We start from the raw sequence: 24427 nt of genomic DNA on the forward strand, positions 1-24427 counted from the left end.
TTATAGGTATGATGGCAGTTAGCCGGTTTCGGCTTGCAATTCGATACTCTCTTCTTCGATTTGACTTCCTTGCTTGCGGATGATGATTCTGGATATCCGCAAGTGGTCTGTCTCTTCGATTACAAACTCGAAGCCGTCCGGATGCACGACACGTTGGCCTTTAGACGGAGGATTCTCGATTTGTGCATAGAACCAGCCGCCGATCGTATCGTAATCGTCGCTTTCGATTTCCAATCCGAAGTAGCTGTTCACCTCTTCAATCAACATCATGCCGTTGATGGAATGGGATTGGTCATCTCTTGGCTCGATATCGGGGCGTTCTTCATCAAATTCATCCTGAATTTCACCGACGATTTCTTCCATGATGTCTTCGAGCGTTACCAGACCGGACGTGCCGCCATACTCATCGATAAGGATGGCGATTTGAGTCTTCTTCTTCTGCATCAGCTTAAGCAAGTTGCTGATTTGCATAGAATCAGGCACCGTTGTCATTGGTCGCGTAATCGTTCGAATATCAAGCAAGCCCTGATGCGTGACTTTAAGTAAATCTTTAATGTGGACAAAACCGATGATATTGTCCTTGTCGCCGTCGCAAACCGGATATCGAGTATGCATTTCTTTAAGCGCAATAGCCTGGTTCTCGTCGAACGTCAGATTGGCATACAAGCATGTCATCTCGGTACGTGGAATCATAATCTCCCGCGCATGGGTTTCGGCAAAATCAAATATATTATCGACAAGCGTTAGCTCCGTATTATCAATTAGTCCGGATTTATGGCTTTCTTTCATTAGGATGCGAATTTCTTCTTCGGTATGGGCGGATTCATGTTCTGCCGCAGGCTCGATACCAACGCGCATAAGCAACCAGTTGGCTGTACCATTGAGCAGATAGATAAACGGATACATGATTTTGTGAAAACCTATGAGCGGCATAGCCGTCCACATCGTTACCGTTTCAGCTTTGCGAATCGCAAACGTCTTGGGAGCCAATTCTCCAAGTACAATGTGAAGCACCGTAATGATCGTAAACGCGATAATAAAGGCAATCGTATGAATGGCGACTGGGCTAAAATGGAACTTCTCAAGCACAGGCTCAAGCATCGCTGCAATGGCAGGTTCACCAACCCAACCAAGACCAAGTGATGCCAGCGTAATTCCAAGCTGACAGGCCGACAGATACGCATCCAAATTGCTAGTTAGCCTGGATGCAAAATGAGCACGGCGATTGCCGTCCAGCGCCAGTGAATCAATCCGGCTGCTTCTTACTTTTACCATGGCGAATTCCGCAGCTACGAAAAAACCATTCAGAAAAACGAGAAAAACGATTAAAAGTAAGTTTAAAAATATGGGTAACGGGTCACTACTCAACGATTCCCTGTTTGCCGCGATTGCGACGAACAGGTGCACCTCCTTCTGGGACTTAAAATTATAAAGAAACGTTATAATACTAGAGTAGTCGATGAAGCAAGTTTACGTCAAATGCCGTCATCCCACCTTCTGGCCCGTATTCGCGGTTCTAGTTATGTTTATTCCATAAAGGTCGGCCTTTATGCGCTATTTTCTAGCTCCTGCTAACGTTTTTGGGGATTCAGATGCTTTTTCGTCATTTCCGCCGCTCCTGATTTTGTCGAATCTTGTCCTCCATCCCCTGATTGGTGGCATGATAGAATGTTTTCATCGCAATTCGTTCAGGCAAATACACCTGTTTCACATAGTGTCCGGGGTAATCGTGCGGATACTTATAGCCTACATGCCCAAGACGAGCAGCACCGCTGTAGTGGGTATCTCTCAAATGATGGGGTACTTCGGCTGCTCCAAGCTGCTCAATGGCATTCATGGCATTACCGATCGCAACCGCGGCGGCATTGGACTTCGGACTTTCCACGGCAAACAGAATCGCCTGGGTGATATTATATTTCGCTTCCGGCCAGCCAATTTTGTGATACGCGTCCATGGCCGTCACCGCTTGAACCATCGCCTGCGGATTCGCAAGCCCGATATCCTCGCTGCAAGCCACAATCAGCCGCCTTATGAATGTCATGGGATCCATGCCCAGCTTCTCAACCGCATACAGAAACCAAAATAAAGCCGCGTCGCTGGAGCCCCTAACACTCTTGTGAAAAGCGGACAGCACATCGTATTGTGTCGATTCATCTGCCCGAATGGTCGGCTTGCGAATGGACTCTTCCGCTACTGCCAAGGTGACAATAACCGAACCATCCGGCTGTGACGGCGTCGTCACCGCTGCAAGCTCAAGCGCATTCAGCGCGCGGCGAATATCTCCGCCTGCCATGGATGCCATATGCTGCAGCGCATCATCCTCGACATTCAAATCCATGAAGCCGAGCCCTCGATCACGGTCTGCCAGCGCACGGCGCATCGCAGTAAGGGCATCCTCGCGCGTCAGAGCCTCCAGCTGAAACAGCGTCGATCTCGAAAGCAGAGCTCCGTTCACATAATGAAACGGATTCTCCGTAGTAGCCCCAATGAAGATGATAATCCCCTGCTCGACGGCCGGCAACAAAGCGTCCTGCCTGGCCGAATTGAAACGATGAACCTCGTCTAAGAAGAGGATTGTCTTTCGGCCATACATCGACTTGGTTATCCTAGCCTGCTCGATCACTTCCCGCACGTCTTTAACGGACGCATCTACGGCATTCAGCTTCACAAATTCCCCTTGCGTTCGTTTCGAAATGATATGTGCAAGCGTTGTTTTGCCGCAGCCCGGAGGTCCATACAGCAGAATGGAGGTGATTTGATCCGCTTCAATCGCGCGCCGAAGCAGCTTGCCCGGTCCGACAATGTCGGACTGGCCTATATATTCTTCAATCGTTTGAGGACGCATACGGTCTGCGAGCAGCTTTGCTCTTGGCGCTTGCTCCTCATTCTGATAGGTAAATAAATCCATCGCTCACCCGTTCCTTTCCTGCTTATCATAGCACACTAGCACAAACGTTCGCTATTGCTGCGCGTGGCTTCATGCAAGAAGACCTTCCCCCGTGCGGAGAAGGTCTTCGGATTCGATTGGTTTTATTAACCGAAAAACGTCTGGAAAAGCAAATAAATATTCAATCCGGCAATGACGATTGCAACAAACCAAGCGAGCACTTGAAGCCAAAGCGGATTTGCAAACTTACCCATCTTCTGTTTGTCGCTTGTGAATTTAACAAGAGGTATGACGGCGAATGAAAGCTGCAGCGACAAGATGACTTGACTCAGAATGAGCAGCTGCGCCGTTCCGCTTGCGCCGTACAGCCAAGTTACGATAACAGCAGGGATGATCGCGATAAGCCGCGTAATCAGTCGTCTCAGCCATGGAGCCAATCGGATGTTCAGGAACCCTTCCATGACGATCTGACCTGCGAGCGTGCCGGTCAAGGTTGAATTCTGGCCTGCTGCGAGCAGCGCGACGCCAAACAATACGCTTGCTGCTGTTGTTCCCAGCATTGGTGCCAGCAGGTGGTAGGCTTCACCGATCTCCGCGATCTCGGTATGTCCTGCCTTGTAGAAGCTTGCCGCAGCGATGATGAGAATAGCTGCATTAATGAATAATGCGAAAAATAAAGCAATGGTGGAATCCCAAGTTGCATATTTGATCGCTTGGCGTTTACCAAGCTCTGTTTGTTCGAATTGACGCGTTTGTACGATAGACGAGTGCAAATACAGATTATGCGGCATAACCGTCGCACCCAGTATACCAATCGCGATATAGAGCATCGCCGGGTTCGAAATAATCTCCGTGCTTGGAATGAAGCCTCTCATCACTTCGCCCACTTGAGGCTGCGACCAGAAGAGTTCAACCAAGAAACAACCGCCGATAGTAACGATCAGAACGATAACAAGTGCTTCAATATATCGGAATCCCTTATTTTGCAGAAGCAGTATTAGCAGTACATCCAATACCGTTATGATGACCCCCGCTATAAGCGGTATGCCAAACAATAAATTCAGAGCGATCGCAGTTCCGATTACTTCTGCAAGATCGCAAGCAGCTATTGCGAGCTCACAGAGCACCCATAGCGTCATGGCAACCGGTTTGCTGTAATGGTCCTTACAAGCTTGCGCTAAGTCGCGTCCTGTGACAATACCCAGCTTCCCAGCAAGTGCTTGGAGTAGAATCGCCATTAGGTTGGATAATAAGATTACGGATAAGAGCGTATATCCGAACTTTGAGCCTCCCGCCAGGTCGGTCGCCCAGTTGCCCGGATCCATGTAGCCAACGGCTACGAGGTAACCCGGTCCGGCAAAAGCAAGAAACTTGCGAAACCACGAACCGGTCTTTGGAATCTTCATGGAACGATACACTTCAGGAAGTGTATTCGATGTCCTTCTATGTCGCCAGCCTTTCTCTTGTGCGGCCGATTGATCACTCATTGTTCTCACCTCATGTAAACATCAAATGTATCGTACACTCCTTACACATATGCAGGAGTGAAACTGTTGTTGCCTAATTTCATTGTACACATACAAAAAAGTTTGTCAAAGGCAACTTTTGTTGACTAGGACAAAACTCTGGCATAAAAAAGCCCGAATATGCAGATAATGCTGCATAATTCGGGCTTTTTCACGTTATTTATCCGAGGGACGCTTATGCTGTTTCGCCAGCTTTTCCGCCATTTCATTGATCCGTTTCGCGCGCGTCACTTCTTGCTTCGCTTCATTGATCCAGCGAATGTATTCTTTGCGATGCGAAGGAGCGAGCTCTGCGAAGAACGCTGCCGCTTCCGGTTTCAGCGTAAGTGCTGCAGTGACATCATCCGGAATAACCAGTTCCTTCACCGCTGTAGTCGTTGTACGACCGATATCGGCCGCGCGGCTGGCTCTCGCAGAAGTCTGAGCCATCCCTACCGGGCGGAAACGCATGGCAGACCATGTCTCGTCGACCGAAACGAGGGCAACGCCTTCCCAGCCTTCTTCCTTAACGACTTTCCAGCCGCGGTCACGGTTGATGTCCGTCCGAATCTTAGCCGTTCCTTTCGGGTAACAGATCCAGAGGAGCCCCTCTTTCTTAACCGCTTTGAGCGCCTTAGGCGCATGTTCGTTCAAGCTTGCAATGTCTTTGGCGAACAGCATGACAAAATCATACGTACCGGCGTCCATTTCGTCAAATGGCTCGTGATCTTCAACACCGAGCTCTTCCTCGTAGGAAGGAGCAGGCGCTTCCAGTACCGCGATGCGCATATCGAGCGATAGACGTAATTTGTTAACGAGTTCCGCATTCATCTAGGAAATACCTCCTTTAGCGAGCAAGTCTTTCACCACTACACTCACCATGATTAGTCCCGCAACCGGAGGGACAAAAGCATTGCTGGACGGCGGCTGCTTCGCCTTGCGAATTTCAGGCGCATTCTCAGGCACGATACGCTGCGTGACATCCTCCCGCGGCTTCATCGGCTCTTCGGTCGAGAATACGACCTTTACGCCCTTCTTAATGCCGTCTTTGCGCAATTTCTGGCGGACGACGCGTGCGATCGGGTCCATCGAGGTTTTGGAAATATCCGCTACCTGGAATTTGGTCGGATCCATTTTGTTCGCCGCACCCATGCTGGAGATGATCGGGATATTGCGCTCCAAGCATTGTTTGATCAAATGGATCTTGTAGGATATCGTATCCGAAGCATCCACAACATAATCGAGCGGATATTCGAAAAGCTTCTCGTATGTTTCTTCCGTATAGAACATCCGCAGCGAAATCGCATCGCATTCCGGATTGATTAGCTTAATGCGGTCACGCATGAGGTCCGCTTTGGGCTGGCCGACCGTCGTCGTAAGCGCATGGATTTGACGATTAACGTTCGTAATATCCACGACATCTTTGTCGATCAGGATAATGCGGCCTACGCCTGTCCGCGCGAGCGCTTCTGCGGCAATGGCGCCGACGCCGCCGATTCCGAGCACGGCAATCGTGCTGCCTTTCATCAGTTCCAGACCTTCCGGACCGATAGCGAGCTCCGTTCGTGAAAATTGGTGCAGCATAATGGAAATACACCTCTTGGCTTTAATTTGTACCTGCTATAAACATAAATAATCCGGCTCTCGCCGCTACACGCGGACGAAAGCCGGTCGTTGGATTAGTTAGTTTGCTGTGCGGAAGCACCGGCTGCCGCAGCCTCAGGCTGTTTCGCAGGCTTCTGAATAGTACGGATATGCAGCTGTTGGAGCTGAGAGATATCCACTTCGGATGGCGCATCGCTGAGCAAGTCGGTTGCACTTGCTGTTTTAGGGAACGCGATCGTTTCACGAAGATTCGTGCGTCCGGCAAGCAGCATTACCAGGCGGTCAAATCCGAATGCAAATCCGCCGTGAGGAGGCGTTCCGTAATCGAATGCATCGAGCAGGAAGCCGAATTTCTCGTGTGCCTCTTCAAGGGAGAAGCCAAGTGCTTTAAACATAAGCTCTTGAACGTCACGTTTGTAGATCCGCATCGAACCGCCGCCTACTTCGTAGCCGTTAAGGACAAGGTCGTAAGCTTGTGCGCGGATTGCGCCCGGATCTGTCTCGAACAACGGCAGATCGTCATCGTTCGGGCGTGTGAACGGATGGTGTTCCGCTACATAACGCTTCGCTTCTTCATCGTAGCCGAGCAGCGGGAAGTCTACAACCCACTCCAGCTTGAATTTGGACTCATCGATCAAACCAAGCTGTTTACCGATTTTAAGACGCAGGTTGCCAAGTACATCCGCAACGACTTTCTTCTTGTCCGCGGAGAACAGCAGCAAGTCGCCTTCTTCAACGCCAAGACGCTCGGTCATCGCTGCGATTTCTTCAGGCTTGAAGAATTTCACGATCGGGCCGCGCCATTCGCCTTCCTTCACCGTTACCCAAGCCAGTCCTTTACCGCCGTAACGCGCTGCAAACGGCTGCAGATCGTCAAGCTCTTTACGGCTCCAGCTCGCACAGCCCTTCGCGTTCAGTACTTTAACAACGCCGCCGCTTGCGCTGACGGATGCAAATACTTTCACGTCACTGTTGGCCACGATATCCGTGATGTCTTCCATTTCCATGCCAAAACGAAGGTCAGGCTTATCGGAGCCGTATTTGTTCATTGCATCCGCATACGTGATGCGTTGGAATGGAGTTGGAATTTCAACGCCAACCGTTTCGCGGAACAATTTCACAACGAGCTCTTCCATCAGGTTCAGCAATTGATCCTGCGACAAGAAGGAAGTCTCGATATCGACTTGCGTGAACTCCGGCTGACGGTCTGCGCGAAGATCCTCATCGCGGAAGCAGCGTGCGATTTGGTAGTAGCGCTCAAGTCCGCTTACCATCAGGAGCTGTTTGAAAATTTGCGGCGATTGCGGCAGCGCGAAGAATTCGCCCGGATGAACACGGCTTGGCACCAAGTAATCACGTGCGCCTTCCGGCGTGCTCTTCGTCAAGATCGGCGTTTCCACGTCGATGAAGCCTTGACCGTCCAAGTAGTCGCGGAACACTTTAGCCGCTTTGGAGCGAAGCAGCAATGTCTTCTGCATTTCAGGGCGACGCAGATCCAGGTAACGATATTTGAGGCGAAGCGACTCATCCACTTCAACGCCATCTTCGATTGGGAATGGAGGCGTCTTCGCTGCATTCATAATTTCGATTTCCGTCACGCGGATTTCAATTTCACCGGTCGAAATGTTTTTGTTAACCGTCTCGGCATCACGTTCTACGACTTGACCGCGAACGGCAAGCACGAATTCGTTACGAGCGCGGTCAGCGATTGCAAGTGCATCGCCGGAGAAATCAGGGTTGAATACGATTTGCACGATACCTGTACGGTCGCGCAGGTCGATAAACAATACTCCGCCAAGGTCGCGGCGGCGTTGTACCCAGCCGTTCAACGTAACCGTTTGTCCTACTTCCGCTTTCGTCAATGTTCCACAAGAATGAGTTTTCAACATCATGATAGGTTAGTGGCTCCTTTTATAATGGGATTATGGGGCGTTGCCTTATTTCAGAATTTCATCTGCGAGCTGATCAAGCGCAACAGACTGCTGTTCACCGGTCGTCATGTTCTTCAGCATGATCTCCCCGCGTTCCAGTTCATCGTCGCCGAGAATAGCTGTAAATCGAACTTGAAGGCGGTCGGCAGACTTCATTTGCGCCTTCATTTTGCGACCTTGATAATCCCGCTCCGCTGAGATGCCCCGCATTCTCAGACCGTGCAGCAGCCGCGTCACTTCGCGATCGGCCGCCTCGCCAAGACCTACCATGTACACATCGACCTGATGCAAATTAGCCAGCTGCACGCCTTGACTCTCAAGCAGCATAACCGTACGCTCCAGACCAAGTCCAAGACCTACGCCCGGCTGATCCGGTCCTCCGATATCGGCCACAAGCCCGTTGTAGCGGCCGCCGCCGCCGATCGTATCGATGGCGCCGATGCCTTCGGCTTTGTACTCAAAGGCTGTGTGCGTGTAATAATCAAGACCGCGCACCAGGCGTGGATTGATGGAATATGGAATGTTCATTCCCGTCAAATGCATTTGCAGCGCTTCGAAGTGCGTGCTGCACTCTTCATCCAAGCTATCCAGAATGGAAGGCGCACCTTCAAAATGATGCTGATCATTCTTACAATCCAGCACCCGCAGCGGATTACGATCCATACGCGATTGGCAATCCTTGCACAGGATTTCGCGTTTGGGCTCCAAGAAACCAAGCAGCTTCTCGCGGAACGCTGCCCGAACAGCCGGTGTGCCGACAGAATTGATTTCCACGCGAACGTCTTTCAATCCCACTTCGGAGTAGAACGTATAGCCAAGTGCAATCACTTCAGCATCCAGCGCAGCATCTACGGCACCAAGCGCCTCAATGCCGAATTGGTGGAACTGACGATAGCGCCCAGCTTGCTGACGCTCATAACGGAACATCGGCCCGATATAATATAGCTTCGTCAGATCAGGCTCGCCATACAGCTTGTTCTCGACATACGCACGTACCGCGCCTGCCGTACCTTCCGGACGCAGCGTTAAACTGCGGTTGCCGCGGTCGGTGAAGGTGTACATTTCTTTCTCCACGATATCGGTCGTTTCGCCGACGCCGCGCTTATACAGCTCCGTCATTTCAAACATCGGCGTGCGGATCTCACGGAAGTTAAAGCGACGGCAAATCTCACGCGCTTTGCTCTCGACAAACTGCCATTTCTCTACCGAGCCCGGCAAAAAGTCCTGCGTGCCCGGAGGCTTCTGAAAGCCCATGTCCATTCCCCCTAAAAGTACTGCAATCCAGGATAATCATCAAAAAAAGCCCTCGTCCTCCGCCTCAAAAAGGCAAAGGGACGAGAGCTTGTTAGATACAAAGCTACCGTGGTACCACCCACATTCCGAATCACCAAGTGATTCGCTTCAATCGGTTAACGCCCCGACTACGCATTACAGCTAATGAGCAAGCGCGTAAAGCTCTTGCAGGTTCACCGCATGTCCTCTGGGAAGTCTGTCCGCTCAAGCACGCCAAGGATTCTTCCAGCCAAGGAATCCCTCTCTGAATCGGTGCGGGTAGAACGAATCGGTCCCTTCAACGGATCGACATAATATAACCTTTATTGTATCGTTCACTTCACCATGTGTCAAGAGATCAACACACAATCATTTCCACTCATTATTCCCGCCTTGCGGAATTGCATACCTCTCGCCCTTGCCCTATGGTCGCGATAGCGGCCATGCTCTTCGCTCTTGCCCTTAGGTCGCGATTGCGGCCGTCGCCTTTCGCTCTTTGGTCGCGATTGCGACCATACTCTTCGCTCTTGCCCTTAGGTCGCGATTGCGGCCGTCGCCTTTCGCTCTTTGGTCGCGATTGCGACCATACTCTTCGCTCTTGCCCTTAGGTCGCGATTGCGGCCGTCGCCCTTGGCTCTTCGGTCGCGATAGCGACCAAACCAACTAACATCCCCGCGGGCTACGAGCGGGCCTCCAGGTTACCGTGCGAGCGGCAAAGCCGCGAGCACCTGGTAACCTGTCGCGCCGAACGTAAAGCGTGTCCCGAACGGGACGAAAGCGAGCACTAGCACGCACCCGATCACATGCGCCTCTGAGGCGGACTACGTTATGATGGTCCCGTGAGGGACACCAGGTCGATAAACCCGGCCAAAAGTTAAGCGTGTCCCGTATGGGACGAAAGCGATCCTACACCAAACACGACTCGCGAGCGCTTCTCTGTAACTCCAACGTTAGTCAACTTCCGGGTGTCCAGAGGGACGGGTCCCTCGGGGTCCCCCTTGTAGGGGGATTTAGGGGGTCTCCACCACAAAGAAAAAGAACCCACAAACAAGTTGTAGGTTCATCAAAGTAATATATTCAAAAAAGGGGGTCGGGTTTCATTATAGCCCGCCTATGTTAGAGTATCATTTTAAACACATTACAGTTTGGTTACAAAATATAAAGCGATTTCTTGCCGTTTCCACAGCAACCGACAGCAACCGACAGCAACGGACGGAGCGCTTCGACGAAGAGGCAGCCCGTCCTTCCTGCTTCGTTACCTATGCTCGCCAACCGGCGAACGTCTGGGTGTTGCAGCGAAGCCGCCAAAGTCAGCGGATGCTTCAATATTTTCTTCCATCTCTGCGAATATAAGCGCTTCGCGTCGATCCGCATGAAGCAGTCTCCGCGAAATCCTTTCGACACTCTGCTCTTTACGCGACTGATGCATAACGAGAATCCCTCCACCGTTGTCGTGCACGAATAAAGCTGTGCACTTCTAACGCTAGTGTTCCCGTTCGAAGCTATTCTAACACTTAAACCAACAGAAGCCCGGCTTAAGCTTTACTGTCGATAATCAAGGTAACCGGTCCCCAGTTGATCAAGGATACGTCCATCATCGCACCGAATTTGCCGGTCTCCACAGCCAGCCCATTCGATTGAAGCTGCTTGTTGAATGCATCATACAGCGCTTCCGCCTGTTCCGGTCGTGCGGCAGCCATGAAATTCGGCCGTCTGCCTTTACGGCAGTCGCCATATAAAGTAAACTGCGATACCGAAAGAATTGCGCCGCCCACTTCCTTGACGGAATGATTCATCTTGCCTTCTTCGTCCTCAAAAATGCGCAAGCCCGCAATCTTCTCCGCCATCCAGCGAATATCGGATTCATCATCCTCATGAGTAATGCCCACCAGCAGCATCAGCCCCATATCGATCGAGCCGACCGTTTCTCCATCTACGGTAACGGACGCCTGTTTGCTTCGTTGTACAACAACTTTCATAACCTTACGAACTCTCCCTGCCAAACGTAATCAAAAATCAGATCTACCGTTATTGCATAATCCGCTGCACGGAATAAATATCTTTCACCCGTTTGATGCGCTCCACCACAGACTGTAAATGCTCGATGTTCCGAATCAAAACCGTCATATGAATCATGGCGAGCTTATTCTTATCCGAACGTCCGGAGACGGCGGATATATTCGTTTTACTCTCAGACACGGCTTGCAGCACTTCGTTGAGCAAACCCGGGCGATCATGTCCGGTAATTTCGATATCAACGCTGTAGTTCGCCTCGACCGATTGTTCCCAATCCACCTCAATAACGCGAGCAGCCTCTTCGCCATCAGCGCTTGGACTCACATTCAGACAATCCAAACGGTGAACCGACACGCCGCGCCCGCGCGTGATATAGCCCACAATAGCATCGCCGGGCACCGGATTACAGCAACGAGCAAACCGGACAAGCAGATTGTCTACCCCTTTAACGGATACACCATGCGTCGGACGAGATTTACGGAGCGAAGGGGAGGATTTCATCTCCTTCATCTCATTCGTCAGCTCGATCTGATTCGCTTCTTCCGCTTCCTTGCGCATTTTCTCTGTCAGCTTCGTCACGATCTGAGCAGCGGTAATCCCGCCGAACCCGACAGCAGACAGCATATCGTCGATATCGTTAAACGTAAATTTATAGGCGGCTTCCTGCAGCTGAGAATCCGACATAAAGGCTGACGCTTCAAGTCCGAGGCGTTTGAGCTCGCGCTCAATGTTGTCACGGCCTTTAACTACGTTCTCTTCGCGTCTTTCTTTCTTAAACCACTGCTTGATCTTGCTTCGCGCATGAGACGATTGCGCAATCTTGATCCAGTCCTGGCTAGGGCCATACGAATGCTTCGAGGTCAAGATCTCAACGATATCCCCGGTCTTCAGCTTATAGTCGAGCGGAACGATTCGGCCATTAACCTTGGAGCCGATGGTGCGATTCCCGACCTCAGTATGAATCCGATAGGCAAAATCAAGCGGCACCGCGCCGGCAGGAAGCTCGAATACTTCTCCCTTTGGCGTAAACACAAATACAAGATCGGAGAAAAAGTCCATCTTCAGCGATTCGACAAATTCGGAGGCATCGCTGGCTTCATGCTGAAGCTCGATGATCTCGCGGAATAACGTCATTTTCTCTTCGAATGAACCGCCCGGAACGACGCCGCCTTCTTTGTAAGCCCAGTGGGCAGCAATCCCGAATTCAGACGTGCGATGCATATCCCATGTCCGAATCTGCACTTCCGTCGGCTCACCGGTAGGACCGATGACTGTCGTATGGAGAGACTGATACATGTTTGCTTTAGGCATCGCGATATAATCTTTGAAACGGCCGGGCATCGGTTTCCATAACGTATGAATGATACCGAGCGTTGCGTAACAGTCTTTTATATTATCAACGATGATCCGAATGGCGAGCAGATCGTAAATTTCCGTAAACTGCTTGCTGCGCGCGGTCATCTTCTTATAAATGCTGTATATGTGCTTCGGACGACCGGAGATATCGCCTTCGATCCCCATATCCTCAAGCTTCTCCGTGATCCGGGTAATGACATCTGCGATGTATTGCTCCCGCTCCGCGCGTTTCTTCTTCATGAGATTGGCGATGCGATAGTATTGCTGCGGATTCAAATAACGAAGCGCAATATCCTCCATCTCCCACTTGATGGCCGAGATGCCGAGCCGGTGTGCGATCGGGCAGAAAATTTCCAGCGTCTCGTACGCGATACGCCGCTGCGCCTCCTCGGATTGATATTTCAGCGTCCGCATATTATGAAGGCGGTCAGCCAGCTTAATTAGGATAACCCGCATGTCCTGTGCCATCGCAACGAACATTTTGCGGTAGTTCTCGTTCTGCTGCTCTTCCTTGGAGCGGAATTGAATCTTCTCCAACTTCGTAAGTCCGTCTACTACAGCGGCACAAGCCTCACCGAAACGGGTTCTGACCTCTTCAAGCGGGACAGTTGTATCTTCAACGACATCATGAAGAAGCGCAGCGATAATCGACAACACATCCATCTGCATGTTGACGAGAATTTCAGCTACGGCGACAGGATGTAAAATATACGGCTCTCCCGATTTACGCACTTGCCCGTGATGGGCTTGATCGGCAAACTCGTATGCTTCTTTGATCCGTGTCAGATCTTGCTCCTTCATATAGGTCGATGCTTTGTCGAGTAACTGCTCTATGCCCATGAATGTCCCTTTCCGGAAAAGCACGCTGCCTCGCGTTTTGCTTCCCAAATCAATAAAAGTGATGAACCTGACTTCGATAATCAGATTCGCCCGAGTTTTCCTATTATTATGCCTGTTTTAAAGCCTTTCCGTCAACCTCTCGCTATCCGGCCGTAAAGGCAGGTATAGAGAACGCCGGACAGCAGAAGGATGACCCTTCCGTGTCCGGCGTTATCGTGTCTGGCAGAGATTAATAAGTCATTAGCGAGAAAATATCGATTCCGTCAAGCTTCTTGCGGCCATCCAGGTAGCCCAGCTCGATCAAGAATGCGGCTCCAACCACTTCGCCGCCAAGCTGGCGAATCAGGTTGATCGTGGTTGCAATCGTTCCGCCCGTAGCAAGAAGGTCATCTGCAATCAGCACGCGCTGACCCGGCTTGATCGCATCCTTATGAATAGCCAGCTTGTCATTGCCATACTCCAAATCGTAGCTGGCTTCAATGACTTCGCCCGGCAGCTTGCCGCTCTTGCGAATAGGGACAAAACCGGCGCCAAGCGTTACGGCAAGGGGAGCACCGATAATAAAACCGCGGGCTTCCGGACCGGCGACCAAATCGATTTGTTTGTCGGCAACGGCTTGACGAATAGCGTCAATTGCATGCGCGTAGACAGGACCGTTATTGGTCAATGTGGTGATGTCCTTGAAACGGATACCCGGCTGCGGGTAGTCAGGGATAATGCGGATGTAGTCTTTGTAGTTCATGAAATAACGACTCCTTCGTTTAAGTGTAATAATGAGTTCTGAACTTCCTTGATAATCCAATCGGTTAACCCTTTGATCGGCGCGCTGATGATTTCGTTGAGTTCGGCAGAACGCTGTGCATCGCGGTACTCCGCCGAATGCGACAGCTCTCGCTTCACCGTAACAGGGCTCAGCTGAACCAGCCCTTCTTCCGAGTGAATAAATTCCAATTCCGTAAACACCTTTAACATGAACGAAACGGTGGACTCGGTAATTCCGCTTAGCTTCGATGCCAATTGTTTACTTATGCCCTCTTCATCCATCGGGCATTCGCGGCGCAGCAGCTTATACATGTCCCCGAATTGTTCCCGTGTTGGAAATGCCGGTAGGGTTCGGCTTGTATCGTAATGAAGATGGACCGCTTCAAGTCCTTCACAAGCCGCCAGGGCATAGGATAGTTTCTCTGCGGATGGAGGACGGCCGAAAACGAATAAGTGGGAGCATGAGACCTTCTGCTGCTTCACAAATGCATCATAAGTCATGAAAGAGACATCCGCTGCTTCCTGCGACGGTTGAGCTGCTTCGAGCCAAACCTCGCTCGGAACCAGAACTATAGGTACTCTGTACTTGCCTGCAGCAAGCTGTTTCCTCAGTGCTGGAAGCGACTCACTGCCGGTATCCCCGCGTTTATCGAAAACTTGAATATGCGGCACTCGCAAATCGTTCACCATAAACTGTGCTTTTCGCTGACCGTTCCACTCGTTAACCGAAAGCTCCCCGACCAGCTCGATGGCAGCGCCATGGGAGAGATGCTCCGTAAGATGTCCGCTGCCGAAACAAACCGCATCGAGCATTTTGCCTTGCCCGCTTATGGACAGCTTCAAATGTTTGCTTTCTTTCCCCATCGCTTTGCGATCGGCAAGCGTAACACCGGTGAGCAGCAGCTTAGGGGCTTCGTTGCCGATTCCGAATGGTTCCAGGTGAGCGAGCTGCTCCCTGACGCGCAAAGTCGCATCTTCCATTTTGCAGGTCAGATCGATCATCGTTTTCGGAATCCAGTCTTCTTCCGTAAGCCAGCTGTCCGCAAGCGCGCTAAGCTTCGCTTCAAAGGCTTCCAGGTTGTCGCGGTGCAAGGTCATGCCGGCCGCAGCTTGATGGCCCCCGTAATGGTCCAGCAAGGCATCGCATTCGGTTAATGCCGCATGCAGGTCATACCCTTCAATGGAACGGGCTGAGCCTTTGCTTTTGCCCGTTTCGCCGTCGATGCCGAGGATCAGTGTCGGTTTATAGTATTTCTCGATGAACTTCGATGCCACGATGCCGACAACGCCAACGTTCCAGCCTTCGCCTGCAAGCACGATAACAGAGGGCTCCGGTAGGCCTGCTTCTGCGGCAGCTTTACATTTGGCCGCCCACATGTCCTGCGCTTCCTGCACGATCGTCTCCACAATGAGCTGTCTTTGGCGGTTTAACGCATCTAAGCTGATGGCACTCGCTGCTGCCGATTCATGATCGGTTGACGTGAGCAGTTCCACCGCCTGCTTGGCATGCTCCAGTCTGCCCGCTGCATTGATGCGAGGCGCCATTCCAAATGCGACATTGGATGACTGCATAGATGCAAGCTCGATACCCCCGACCTCGGCCAACGCCCGGAAGCCCGGCTTCTCGGTTTGACGAAGCTGTTCCAGACCCAGTCTGACGAGCACGCGATTCTCATCCTTAAGCGGCATCAGGTCGGCAATTGTGCCGAGCGCAACGACATCCGTCCATTCAATCGGAGGCTCGTCCAGCAAAGCTTGCGCAAGCTTGAACGCAACCCCAACTCCGGCCAGCCCTTTGAACGGATAACTGCAATCCTCTTGTTTCGGATTAACGATGGCGTAAGCTTCGGGAAGCTGATGAGGCGGCTCGTGGTGGTCCGTGACGACAATATCGATGCCAAGCTCGTTCGCGTACGCGATTTCTTCTACCGCACTAATACCGGTATCGACGGTAACGACAAGGGTAATCCCGCTATCGGCAGCGGCACGTAATGCAGCTTTATTGAGTCCATACCCTTCCAGCGTCCGATGGGGAATATAATAATCAAAATTCAGCTCCAGCCGCGTAAACAAGTAGGTCATGAGTGTGGTCGACGAGACGCCGTCGCAATCATAATCGCCATAAATCCGCACTCGTTCGCCGTTCTGGGCCGCCGCTCGAATACGAGATACGGCTTCATTCATGCCCTTTAGCAGAAAAGGATCATGCAGACATTCGATGCCCCCGTTCAAAAACTGACGCGCAGATTCAACCCGGTCATAGCCGCGCTGAACCAGCAGTCTCGCGACAAGCGGTGAGAGGGACAAGCTGCGCGCTAAACCTGCTGCACGCGCCTCTCCCTCCAAATCAAACGAAGCGAGACTCCAGCGTGTTTTGGATTGCATCAATTGGCCTGACACCTCTTTTCTCAAAAAAAATCAACGCTGCTGCTATTGCAGTAGCGTCGGTAGTTGTTCCTGACTTGGATCATGATTTGTTTTGTACGGATAACCCGGATCATACGGCTCCACGTGCACGGTGACTTCCGTCATGTGACTAAACCGTTTCATCAGAAAATATTTCACGCGTTTCGCGATCTCATTGCCTTCCAACACTGAAATGCGAGGATTGACGCTGATGACCACATCAGCAACTGCATAGTGACCATGCTCTCTGGCACGAAGCACCTCGACGCCGATTACACCTTCCATGCGAAGCACGACTGCCTTAAGCTCCGACATATCTGCCGGCTCTACTTCCAGGTATCGGCTGCGCATGACGGAAGCGGAAGCGACCCGGTACCCGCTGGAGAAAACAATCACGACGATGATGAGCGAAGCTGCCGGATCCAAGTAGTACATGACGGGCATGCCAAGCGGCTTGCCCAGCATCGCACCGCCTGTTCCGACAAGCGCCGCAAGCGAAGCGTATAAGTCCGCTCCCCGCTCCTTGATCGGGAAGCGAACCTCTTTAAGAATAAATGCAAGAAACACGACAAGAGCTGCCGGCCAGCCAGGTGCTTCATCAACACCGTCTGCGATGGATTTGATGGCAGAGATGCCAATTTCCAAACCGATAATCATAAGCAGAATGGATGCCAATACGCCGGTTGCTGCCTCCGTTCGCCCTCTGGTAGCCGGTACAGGCGCGTGTGGTGATCCCAGCTGCCTGCAGCGACGGACACCTGTTAAGGAGACGAATGAGGCTGCTGCATCCGAAGCGGAACGGCATGCATCGGCCATTAACGCTTTGCTGCCTGCCAACATGCCGATTCCGCCTTTAATTACTGCTATACAACCGTTACCTATAAGTCCGGTCCATGCGGCAGACTCGGCTTTGGCATAACGTTGGGTCGCTGTCATGGACGCCTCCTGTTCAAGCCTGTTCGCTTAAGTTTTGTACCTGTGGATGAGCCCGGTTCGGCCACCCTCTACTTATCATACTACGATGCAGCCGGAGACTTGACTGCTGCTTTCGGTTTTTGTTTGTTTTTCAGGACAAGCCAGAGCTGACTCGCGATAAAGATGGACGAATAGGCTCCGCTTACGAGTCCAAACAAGATAGCCAGCGAGAACAGTCTGATGGACTCGCTTCCGAAGATAAGCAAGCAAAGCGCAGCCACGACAACGGTCATAACCGTATTAATGGAACGCGTCAACGTTTGCCAGATGCTCTCATTGACCAGTTTAGCGATATCCGCAGCATTTTTGAGTTTCGCGAATCGCAAGTTCTCACGGATCCGGTCAAAGATAACGATCGTATCGTTGATGGAGTAACCGATAATAGTCAAGATCGCCACGATGAATGGCAGATTCACTTCCAATTCGAAGATCGAGAACAAGCTGATGACGATAAATGCATCATGCAGCAAAGCAACGATCGCCGCAATGGCAAAGCGCCACTCAAACCGGATGCTGACATAAATAACAATCCCGATGCTCGCAACCAGCATGGCATACAATGCATTCGTCTGAAGCTCTTTGGCAATTTCAACGTCTACCGTATTGACTTCGGCAGAAGCGTCCTTGTCAAATTTCTCGTTAAAGCCTTCCTTCAGCGTCTTTTCCTTCGCATCTGTCAGTACATCGTCGAAACGAAGCGTAACACGGCTTGTCCCAACTGTTAAACCAGGTTCACCGAACCCGCTATCCTTAAGGTACTTCTCAATCTCATCCTTCTGACCCGTCAAATCTTTCTTCACTGCAATATCAACGCTGGAGCCTGCACGGAAGTCAACTCCGTAATTCAAGCCATGGATACCAAGTGTAATAATACCAAGCACCGTAATAACAATCGAGAAAATGAAAAAGTATCGAGCCTTCTTCACGAAATCGAATTTACGATCCGAAGCCTCTGCAAATCCACTAAAGCGCACGTACTTCACTCTCCTTGACACCGAAGTAGGATTTCTTCTTCACAAGACCGCTGCGGATAATCAAAGTTAGGAGCAGGCGCGAGAAGAACACGTTCGTTAATACACTGATGATGATACTTAGAAGCAGGATTACCGCAAACCCTTTAACGGAACCAACACCGATAAAGAACAGCACGAGAGCAGCGATTGTAGTTGTAACGTGCGCATCGATAATGGTGCGGAACGAATTCTTGGAGCCTGCTTTCTGCGAGGACAGAATGCTCTTGCCGCTGCGCATCTCTTCTTTGATCCGCTCGGCCATAATGATATTGGCGTCCACCGCCATCCCGATTCCGAGAATGAAGGCTGCGATACCCGGCAAGGTCAGCGTGGCATCAATCAAGTTAAAGCCAAGCAGCAGCAGCCAAATGTATACGATGATGCAGAAGCTCGCAATAAGGCCAGGCAACCGGTAAAACACCATCATGAAGAGTAAAATCAGCACGGTACCGATGGCACCGGCAATAATCGTCTCTTGCAGGGACAATTTACCCAGTGTCGCACCGACGCTCTGTGTGTATTTCTCGGTCAGCTTAAGCGGCAGCGCCCCTAAGTTGATTGTATTTTTAAGGTCATTCGCTTCTTCACGCGTGTAGTTACCCGTAATAACCGCTTCGTTGCTGTTAATTTCAGCAGCAACGTTCGGCGCAGACAACTGCGTTTCATCCAAATAGATGGCAAGCTGGTTGTTCGGGCTCAGCTTGGCAATTTCGCGTGTAATTTCAGCGAACTGACTTGCGCTTTTAAGCTTAATCGCAATTTCGTAAGCATTCAGGTTCGTTTGGTGAACGGAAGCTCCGTTCTGTTTGAAGTCGCTGCCGTGAAGTTCGATTTTACAGTATCCTTTATCAGCCGCGCAGCCGCGCGCGCTGCGGAAAGTCAATTCGGCAGGTTTCTTGAGGATGTCCCTTACTTTGTTCTCATCAGAAACTCCGGCAATCTTGACGCGAATCCGATTGCTGCCCTCGGTCGTAACTTCCGGCTCTGTTACCCCTGTTGCATTGGCACGCGACTCAAGGCTCTTAGCCGTCTCGATCAGAGACTCCTTCGTCACTTTCCCGCCTGCCTCTATAGGCTGGGCTTCATACAGGATTTCAAATCCGCCTTTCAAATCAAGTCCTAGTTTCACGTCGTTGAAAAGCCAAGAGCTTGTTCCCGCTACTACGCCGGCAGATAGCACGACGATGAGTACGAATGCTAACAGACGATTCATAATACCCTCAGTTCCCCCTTAAATTCTCTTGTGTCAACATTCCTATTATAGCGATGCCTGAAAAACGAGTCAAAAAAAAGAGCCCACTCGTTAAAAATGGGTCCCTTTATAGGCACTTACCGTCAAAAAGTTCATAAATTTTGTCACTTTCAGCGACAAAATATCGTTGACGACCTGATGCATGGCCGGCTCGCCTGTTTTGGTATACCGGTCCTTGACACACTGCCAAATATCATTCCCGGATACATGCTCGTAACCGATCAATCGGAATTCATCCGCTTTGCTATCACATAAATGCTCGATGGTCGCGATCCATTCTTCATTCGTTAATGGTATTAGTTCGCCTGTCATACTCACGACCTCCTCACGTTACTATGCCCTTTATCCTATATTCATTCGCTGCCCGCTCGCCACTTTCCTGCTTCTCGGATCAGCATTTGAAAAATTGACATGGATTCGGACATGCTGCGCATAAGCATAAGGATAGAACAGGACAGGTCTTGCTGGTAATCGGAAGTGAAGGAAAGGGATCGAACGTAAAGGGAGAGGAACCGACTGTGACCAAGCAATCTTTTATTAAAGGTGCGTTAATTCTGCTGCTTGCAGGCATTGTGAATCGAATCCTTGCCTTCGTACCGCGTATTGCGCTTCCCCGCATTATCGGTGCCGAGGGAGTAGGCTTGTACCAGCTCGGTTATCCGTTTCTGATCGTCTTGCTCACTTTGATTACCGGCGGTATTCCACTGGCAGTTGCCAAATGGATTGCTGAAGCCGAATCCAAGGGCGATTCCAAGCGGGTCAAACAGATATTCCGTTCCGCGATGGCGCTTACGGTACTGCTCTCCCTCCTGCTAACCGGTTTATTCGTGTGGCTGACGCCATGGATCACGACGCGGTTAATGACGGATCCGCGTGTTTATCAAACCTTCCTCATGATGAGCCCGCTATTGCTTATAATCGGGATCTCTTCGGTGTATCGGGGCTATTTTCAAGGGAAGCAAAACATGATCCCAACCGCTCTTTCTCAGACGCTCGAAACGTTGATTCGCATCGTATTCGCACTGTTATTCGCAAAATGGCTGCTGCCATATGGACTAGCCTGGGGCGCTGCGGGAGCGATGCTCGGCGTGGTCGTCGGTGAAATCGGGGGGCTGGTTGTTCTGCTCTGGCAATATGCGATTGACCGTAAACGAGTGAAGCTTGCAATCATTCGCGAGGATTCCGTTTCTGAGCTCGCCTCATCAGACCTTCCGCCTGCTGCAGCGAAACCACGATTTCATATTCCCTTTCATAAACGGCGTGTTCCGGTAATGCGCCGATTGATCAGTTTGTCTGTGCCGGTAACGGGCAGCCGGATGATCGGCTCATTATCCTACCTTCTCGAATCCATATTGACTGCAAGAGCTTTGCTCGCTGCAGGGATAGCCGTCGGAGCGGCAACCTCTCAATATGGTGCGCTGCAAGGGATGATTATCCCGATCCTCCTGCTTCCGACAGCACTCACTTATTCCCTTGCCGTTTCGCTCGTTCCTTCCCTCTCGGAAGCCGCTGCCAAAGGAGACCGCGCAACAATCCATAAACGACTCCATCAATCCATGCGCCTCTCCCTTGTTACGGGAGCTCCTTTCGTAGTGGTGATGCTCCTATTCGCAGAGCCGCTTTGCCGTATCCTCTACAATCATGTGGAAATTGCTCCAATGCTGCAATGGATGGCCCCTGTGGGTTTATTCATTTATTTACAGGCACCGCTTCAAGCGGCGCTGCAGGCGCTCGATAAGCCGACCACTGCACTCCTGAACACCTTTATCGGCGCTGTCGTGAAGCTGGTCCTCATCGTTGAGCTCGCATCCAATCCATCCCTCGGGATATACGGCGCCTTAATTGCCATCAATGTCAATATCGTCCTTGTTACCGCGCTGCACTGGATCGCCGTTGTTCGCTCCGTCGGTTTCAGCATGGATCTGCTTGATTTCCTAAAAGTCGGCGCCGCGATGTTCATCATGGGTGCCGCGTCGTTATGGGTGATGAATCTGCAGGCGCTTCCTGCCTTGTGGCATAACTTGATTCTCGCTTGCACCGCTGGCATCGTCGTCTATCTCGTCCTCATGGTGATGATGCGCATCATCGACCGTTATGATGCGGAGCGCATCCCGTATCTCGGCAGATGGTTCAAATCCTAAGAAAACACCGGCTTCAATGAGCCGGTGTTCGTCACTTACTTATGTGGATTTCTGCCTCGTCTTGCATCGAGAAAGATTTTGCCCCGGTGATCAATCGTGCATAGGAAGACTTGCTTCACATCGGTAATTCCGCGCTGACGCAGCTGATTATTCAACCAGAAGCGGTCTTTGCCGAGCTGCTCCAAATTCGTTTTCTGAATCTCGCCGTCCATGATGAGCGGGACGGGCAGCGTTTCGAAGCGGTAATTCTTAGGAAACGGCTTAGGGAAATGGGCTTCATGGCTTTGCCCTTGTCCCCCATGCTCACCGCCCGATGATCCCGGATGGTGATGCTCTTGCCGATCCTTCTGGATAATGGATAGTTTGCCTGTCGTCTCTAAGATGGCAAACTCGACATCGGCGATATTCGTTTTATTTTCCCGAAACTGAAGCATCAAGTCATCCAGATTATAGCGCTGCTTGCGCATCGCTTCTCGATTGAGCTTACCGTGCTCCACGAGTACAACCGGTTTACCGTCAAACAGGATGCGCAGCTTACGGCTTTTCAGCGTAATGACGGCAATGACAATCTGAATGATGAGCAGAAATACCATTGGCAAAATACCGTGAAGTAACGGGCGTTGCGTATCCTCGATGACGAATACGGCAATCTCGGCAATCATGACGGAGATGACTAAATCAAAAACGGACAGCTTGCCGATTTCCCTCTTCCCCATAAGCCGCATAATGAGAAACACGATAAAGTAGATGAGAAGCGTCCGGAACATCAGTGTCAAGTATTCCACTTGAGCCGCCCTCCTTGGATGTAGTGCGAGGCTGCTGCATCCCCGCATTCGCATCTGGCTGATTTATCGCTGCCAGCTGTAGTTGTTTCATGCCAGCACAAAGTACAACTATTGTCACCGGATGCAAAGTACATCATACGAAGGATGATGTTCGAATATTTGGTAATCAAGCGGAGTGCCTGCTGCTGCGGGCCAACTTGTACTAATCTGCTCAGCTTGACCATATCTTGTAATAATCGTGAACGCGACCGTAAATAATTGGAGGGATAACGATATGAAACCGATCAATGCCATGAAAAATGTTCCTAAGGTACACATGGCTTCACCGATGCTCGCAGGCATTTTGTATGCATCCATTTGGCTTGCATTAGGGGCGATTCTGCTTTCTTCTATGCTGAGATGGGGCAGCATGCAGGAAACCCAGCTTCCGCTTTACAGTTTGATCGTACACGGCTGCGCTTCACTTGCGGGCGGTTTCGTATCCGGCAGAAGATCCGGAATGCGCGGTTGGTATTATGGCGGCATGCTCGGCATTGCCTACGGTCTGTTGATTCTGCTTGTCAGCTTTCTTTCCACGAACACCGGTATTAGTGGCAGAACGTTTACAATGCTGGTCGAAACCTTGCTTTGCGGCGCGTTCGGCGGCATGATCGGCGTGAACACCAAGCGGTCCTGACAGCTTGTCCCGTTTGTGAACACTTTTGGAAATGGTCTCACTTGGGTATAGTTTATGATATACTAGATCGAGCTGAAATTACGAAGGTGCTTTTAGGAGGAAAGAACGTATCATGACTTTGTTTGACAACATGACGACGGTCGCGATCTATTCGGCCATTACGGTGACGCTTCTGATCTGGTATGGAGCTGCAACGAACCCGTTCAAGGTTGGTGGATTGTTTCTCAGAGAGATGGCACTAAACCGCAAATATTTGCTGCATTTCGGCGCTTTGATGTTGATTCTGTTCCTCAACAAGCTGGAGATGCGCATCGAACATCATATGACCTATACTTATGATTTCGCAACGTTCTTCCAATCGATCGAAGGAAACTTCGTCGCCAATCTTCAACATATGTTCGAGAATCGTTATTTGACTGTATTTCTGGCTTTCATGTATGTGGTTGTCTTTCAAGCGATGCTTATTGCATCCATCGGGATTTATTCCAAACGCAGCAAAGACAAGCGGATGTTTTACGCTTTATGTTACGCGATTATGATTAACTATTTAGTCGCGATTCCGTTCTATTTGTTCCTGCCGGTCAATGAAGTTTGGTATCATGATCCGACGAACGTTTCATTCCTTATGCTGAACGTGTTCCCGGATTTCGAGAACCAGTATCGGGCTTTATCGGGCCTTGATAACTGCTTCCCAAGCTTGCATACGTCGATATCGGTTACGCTTGCGATATTGGCCGTGCGTTCCGGTATCAAACGATGGGCATGGTTCTGCTGCATCACTGCCGTCATCATTATCTTTGCGATCTTCTATCTGGGGATCCACTGGTTTATCGATATGTGCGGCGGAGTGGTGCTTGCTACATTTGCTTCCACGATGGGCATGCGCCTAAGCGCGATGAACCTGTCCCTGCGCCGTGGTCGCCGCAGCGGTTCCGTTACCCCAGGGAACATTACTTATCTTCGCGAGGATGCGAAATAAACAAAAGAGAGACCGTCGGTTGATTG

Annotated in this window: 20 protein-coding genes; 3 read left to right on the forward strand and 17 right to left on the reverse strand. The window is 50.9% G+C overall.

The features are described 5' to 3' along the window. Nucleotides 1–18 precede the first annotated feature (18 nt). From I8J30_RS01445 to I8J30_RS01520, 16 genes are all read right to left on the reverse strand, one after another. Nucleotides 19–1368, reverse strand: coding sequence for a hemolysin family protein (locus I8J30_RS01445; protein ID WP_210654757.1), 1350 nt, complete (start codon nt 1366–1368; stop codon nt 19–21). Nucleotides 1369–1603: 235 nt separating this feature from the next. Next, entirely contained in the window at nt 1604–2908 is a 1305-nt protein-coding gene (locus I8J30_RS01450; protein WP_210654759.1) for a replication-associated recombination protein A, read from the reverse strand. Nucleotides 2909–3033: 125 nt separating this feature from the next. Further along, nucleotides 3034–4374, reverse strand: a complete 1341-nt coding sequence (locus I8J30_RS01455) for an Nramp family divalent metal transporter (protein ID WP_210654761.1) — start codon at nt 4372–4374, stop codon at nt 3034–3036. 195 nt (nt 4375–4569) lie between these two features. Beyond that, on the reverse strand, nt 4570–5223 hold the full coding sequence (locus I8J30_RS01460) for a YdeI/OmpD-associated family protein (protein WP_210654762.1): 654 nt from the start codon (nt 5221–5223) through the stop codon (nt 4570–4572). Then, entirely contained in the window at nt 5224–5976 is a 753-nt protein-coding gene (locus I8J30_RS01465) for a tRNA threonylcarbamoyladenosine dehydratase (RefSeq protein WP_210654764.1), read from the reverse strand. It lies immediately after the preceding gene. 95 nt (nt 5977–6071) lie between these two features. Continuing rightward, entirely contained in the window at nt 6072–7889 is a 1818-nt protein-coding gene (aspS, locus tag I8J30_RS01470; RefSeq protein ID WP_210654766.1) for an aspartate--tRNA ligase, read from the reverse strand. Between the two features lie 45 nt (nt 7890–7934). Further along, nucleotides 7935–9182 carry a histidine--tRNA ligase gene (gene hisS / locus I8J30_RS01475; protein ID WP_210654768.1) on the reverse strand — a complete coding sequence of 416 codons (1248 nt, stop codon included), beginning with the start codon at nt 9180–9182 and terminating at the stop codon, nt 7935–7937. Nucleotides 9183–10455: 1273 nt separating this feature from the next. Then, nucleotides 10456–10629 (reverse strand): hypothetical protein, encoded by a 174-nt coding sequence (locus tag I8J30_RS01480; protein ID WP_210654770.1) that lies wholly within the window; start codon nt 10627–10629, stop codon nt 10456–10458. 106 nt (nt 10630–10735) lie between these two features. Further along, on the reverse strand, nt 10736–11179 hold the full coding sequence (gene dtd, locus I8J30_RS01485; RefSeq protein WP_210654772.1) for a D-aminoacyl-tRNA deacylase: 444 nt from the start codon (nt 11177–11179) through the stop codon (nt 10736–10738). Between the two features lie 49 nt (nt 11180–11228). After that, a complete protein-coding gene (locus tag I8J30_RS01490; RefSeq protein WP_210654774.1) occupies nt 11229–13412 on the reverse strand; it encodes a RelA/SpoT family protein in 2184 nt (727 codons plus the stop codon). A 229-nt stretch (nt 13413–13641) separates the two neighbouring features. Beyond that, complete coding sequence (locus I8J30_RS01495; protein ID WP_210654776.1) at nt 13642–14154, reverse strand: adenine phosphoribosyltransferase; 513 nt, start codon at nt 14152–14154, stop codon at nt 13642–13644. Continuing rightward, nucleotides 14151–16559, reverse strand: coding sequence for a single-stranded-DNA-specific exonuclease RecJ (recJ, locus tag I8J30_RS01500; RefSeq protein ID WP_240547730.1), 2409 nt, complete (start codon nt 16557–16559; stop codon nt 14151–14153). Before recJ ends, I8J30_RS01495 begins: the two co-directional genes overlap by 4 nt. A gap of 45 nt (nt 16560–16604) precedes the next feature. After that, nucleotides 16605–17516, reverse strand: coding sequence for a cation diffusion facilitator family transporter (locus tag I8J30_RS01505; protein WP_091214878.1), 912 nt, complete (start codon nt 17514–17516; stop codon nt 16605–16607). An 80-nt stretch (nt 17517–17596) separates the two neighbouring features. Continuing rightward, on the reverse strand, nt 17597–18529 hold the full coding sequence (secF, locus tag I8J30_RS01510; protein ID WP_210654780.1) for a protein translocase subunit SecF: 933 nt from the start codon (nt 18527–18529) through the stop codon (nt 17597–17599). Next, nucleotides 18519–19781: a protein translocase subunit SecD gene (gene secD / locus I8J30_RS01515; protein WP_210654782.1), complete on the reverse strand. Its 1263-nt coding sequence runs from the start codon at nt 19779–19781 to the stop codon at nt 18519–18521. Before secD ends, secF begins: the two co-directional genes overlap by 11 nt. A gap of 90 nt (nt 19782–19871) precedes the next feature. Beyond that, nucleotides 19872–20132 (reverse strand): post-transcriptional regulator, encoded by a 261-nt coding sequence (locus I8J30_RS01520; RefSeq protein WP_210654784.1) that lies wholly within the window; start codon nt 20130–20132, stop codon nt 19872–19874. 206 nt (nt 20133–20338) lie between these two features. Here I8J30_RS01520 and I8J30_RS01525 point away from each other — a divergent pair, with 206 nt between their 5' ends. Further along, the gene (locus I8J30_RS01525) at nt 20339–21961 is read left to right on the forward strand and encodes a putative polysaccharide biosynthesis protein (RefSeq protein ID WP_210654786.1); all 1623 of its coding nucleotides are present in this window, start codon (nt 20339–20341) and stop codon (nt 21959–21961) included. A 35-nt stretch (nt 21962–21996) separates the two neighbouring features. Here the strand turns inward: I8J30_RS01525 and I8J30_RS01530 are convergent, their stop codons facing one another. Continuing rightward, a complete protein-coding gene (locus I8J30_RS01530) occupies nt 21997–22746 on the reverse strand; it encodes a YetF domain-containing protein (RefSeq protein WP_338044761.1) in 750 nt (249 codons plus the stop codon). 274 nt (nt 22747–23020) lie between these two features. On the opposite strand from I8J30_RS01530, the gene I8J30_RS01535 reads away from it, so the two are divergent. Next, complete coding sequence (locus I8J30_RS01535; RefSeq protein ID WP_240547731.1) at nt 23021–23422, forward strand: TIGR04086 family membrane protein; 402 nt, start codon at nt 23021–23023, stop codon at nt 23420–23422. Nucleotides 23423–23534: 112 nt separating this feature from the next. Next, nucleotides 23535–24401 (forward strand): phosphatase PAP2 family protein, encoded by an 867-nt coding sequence (locus I8J30_RS01540; RefSeq protein WP_210654787.1) that lies wholly within the window; start codon nt 23535–23537, stop codon nt 24399–24401. Nucleotides 24402–24427 lie beyond the last annotated feature (26 nt).

Origin of the sequence: Paenibacillus lignilyticus, assembly GCF_017942085.1 — a bacterium.
Lineage (GTDB): Bacteria > Bacillota > Bacilli > Paenibacillales > Paenibacillaceae > Paenibacillus_Z > Paenibacillus_Z lignilyticus.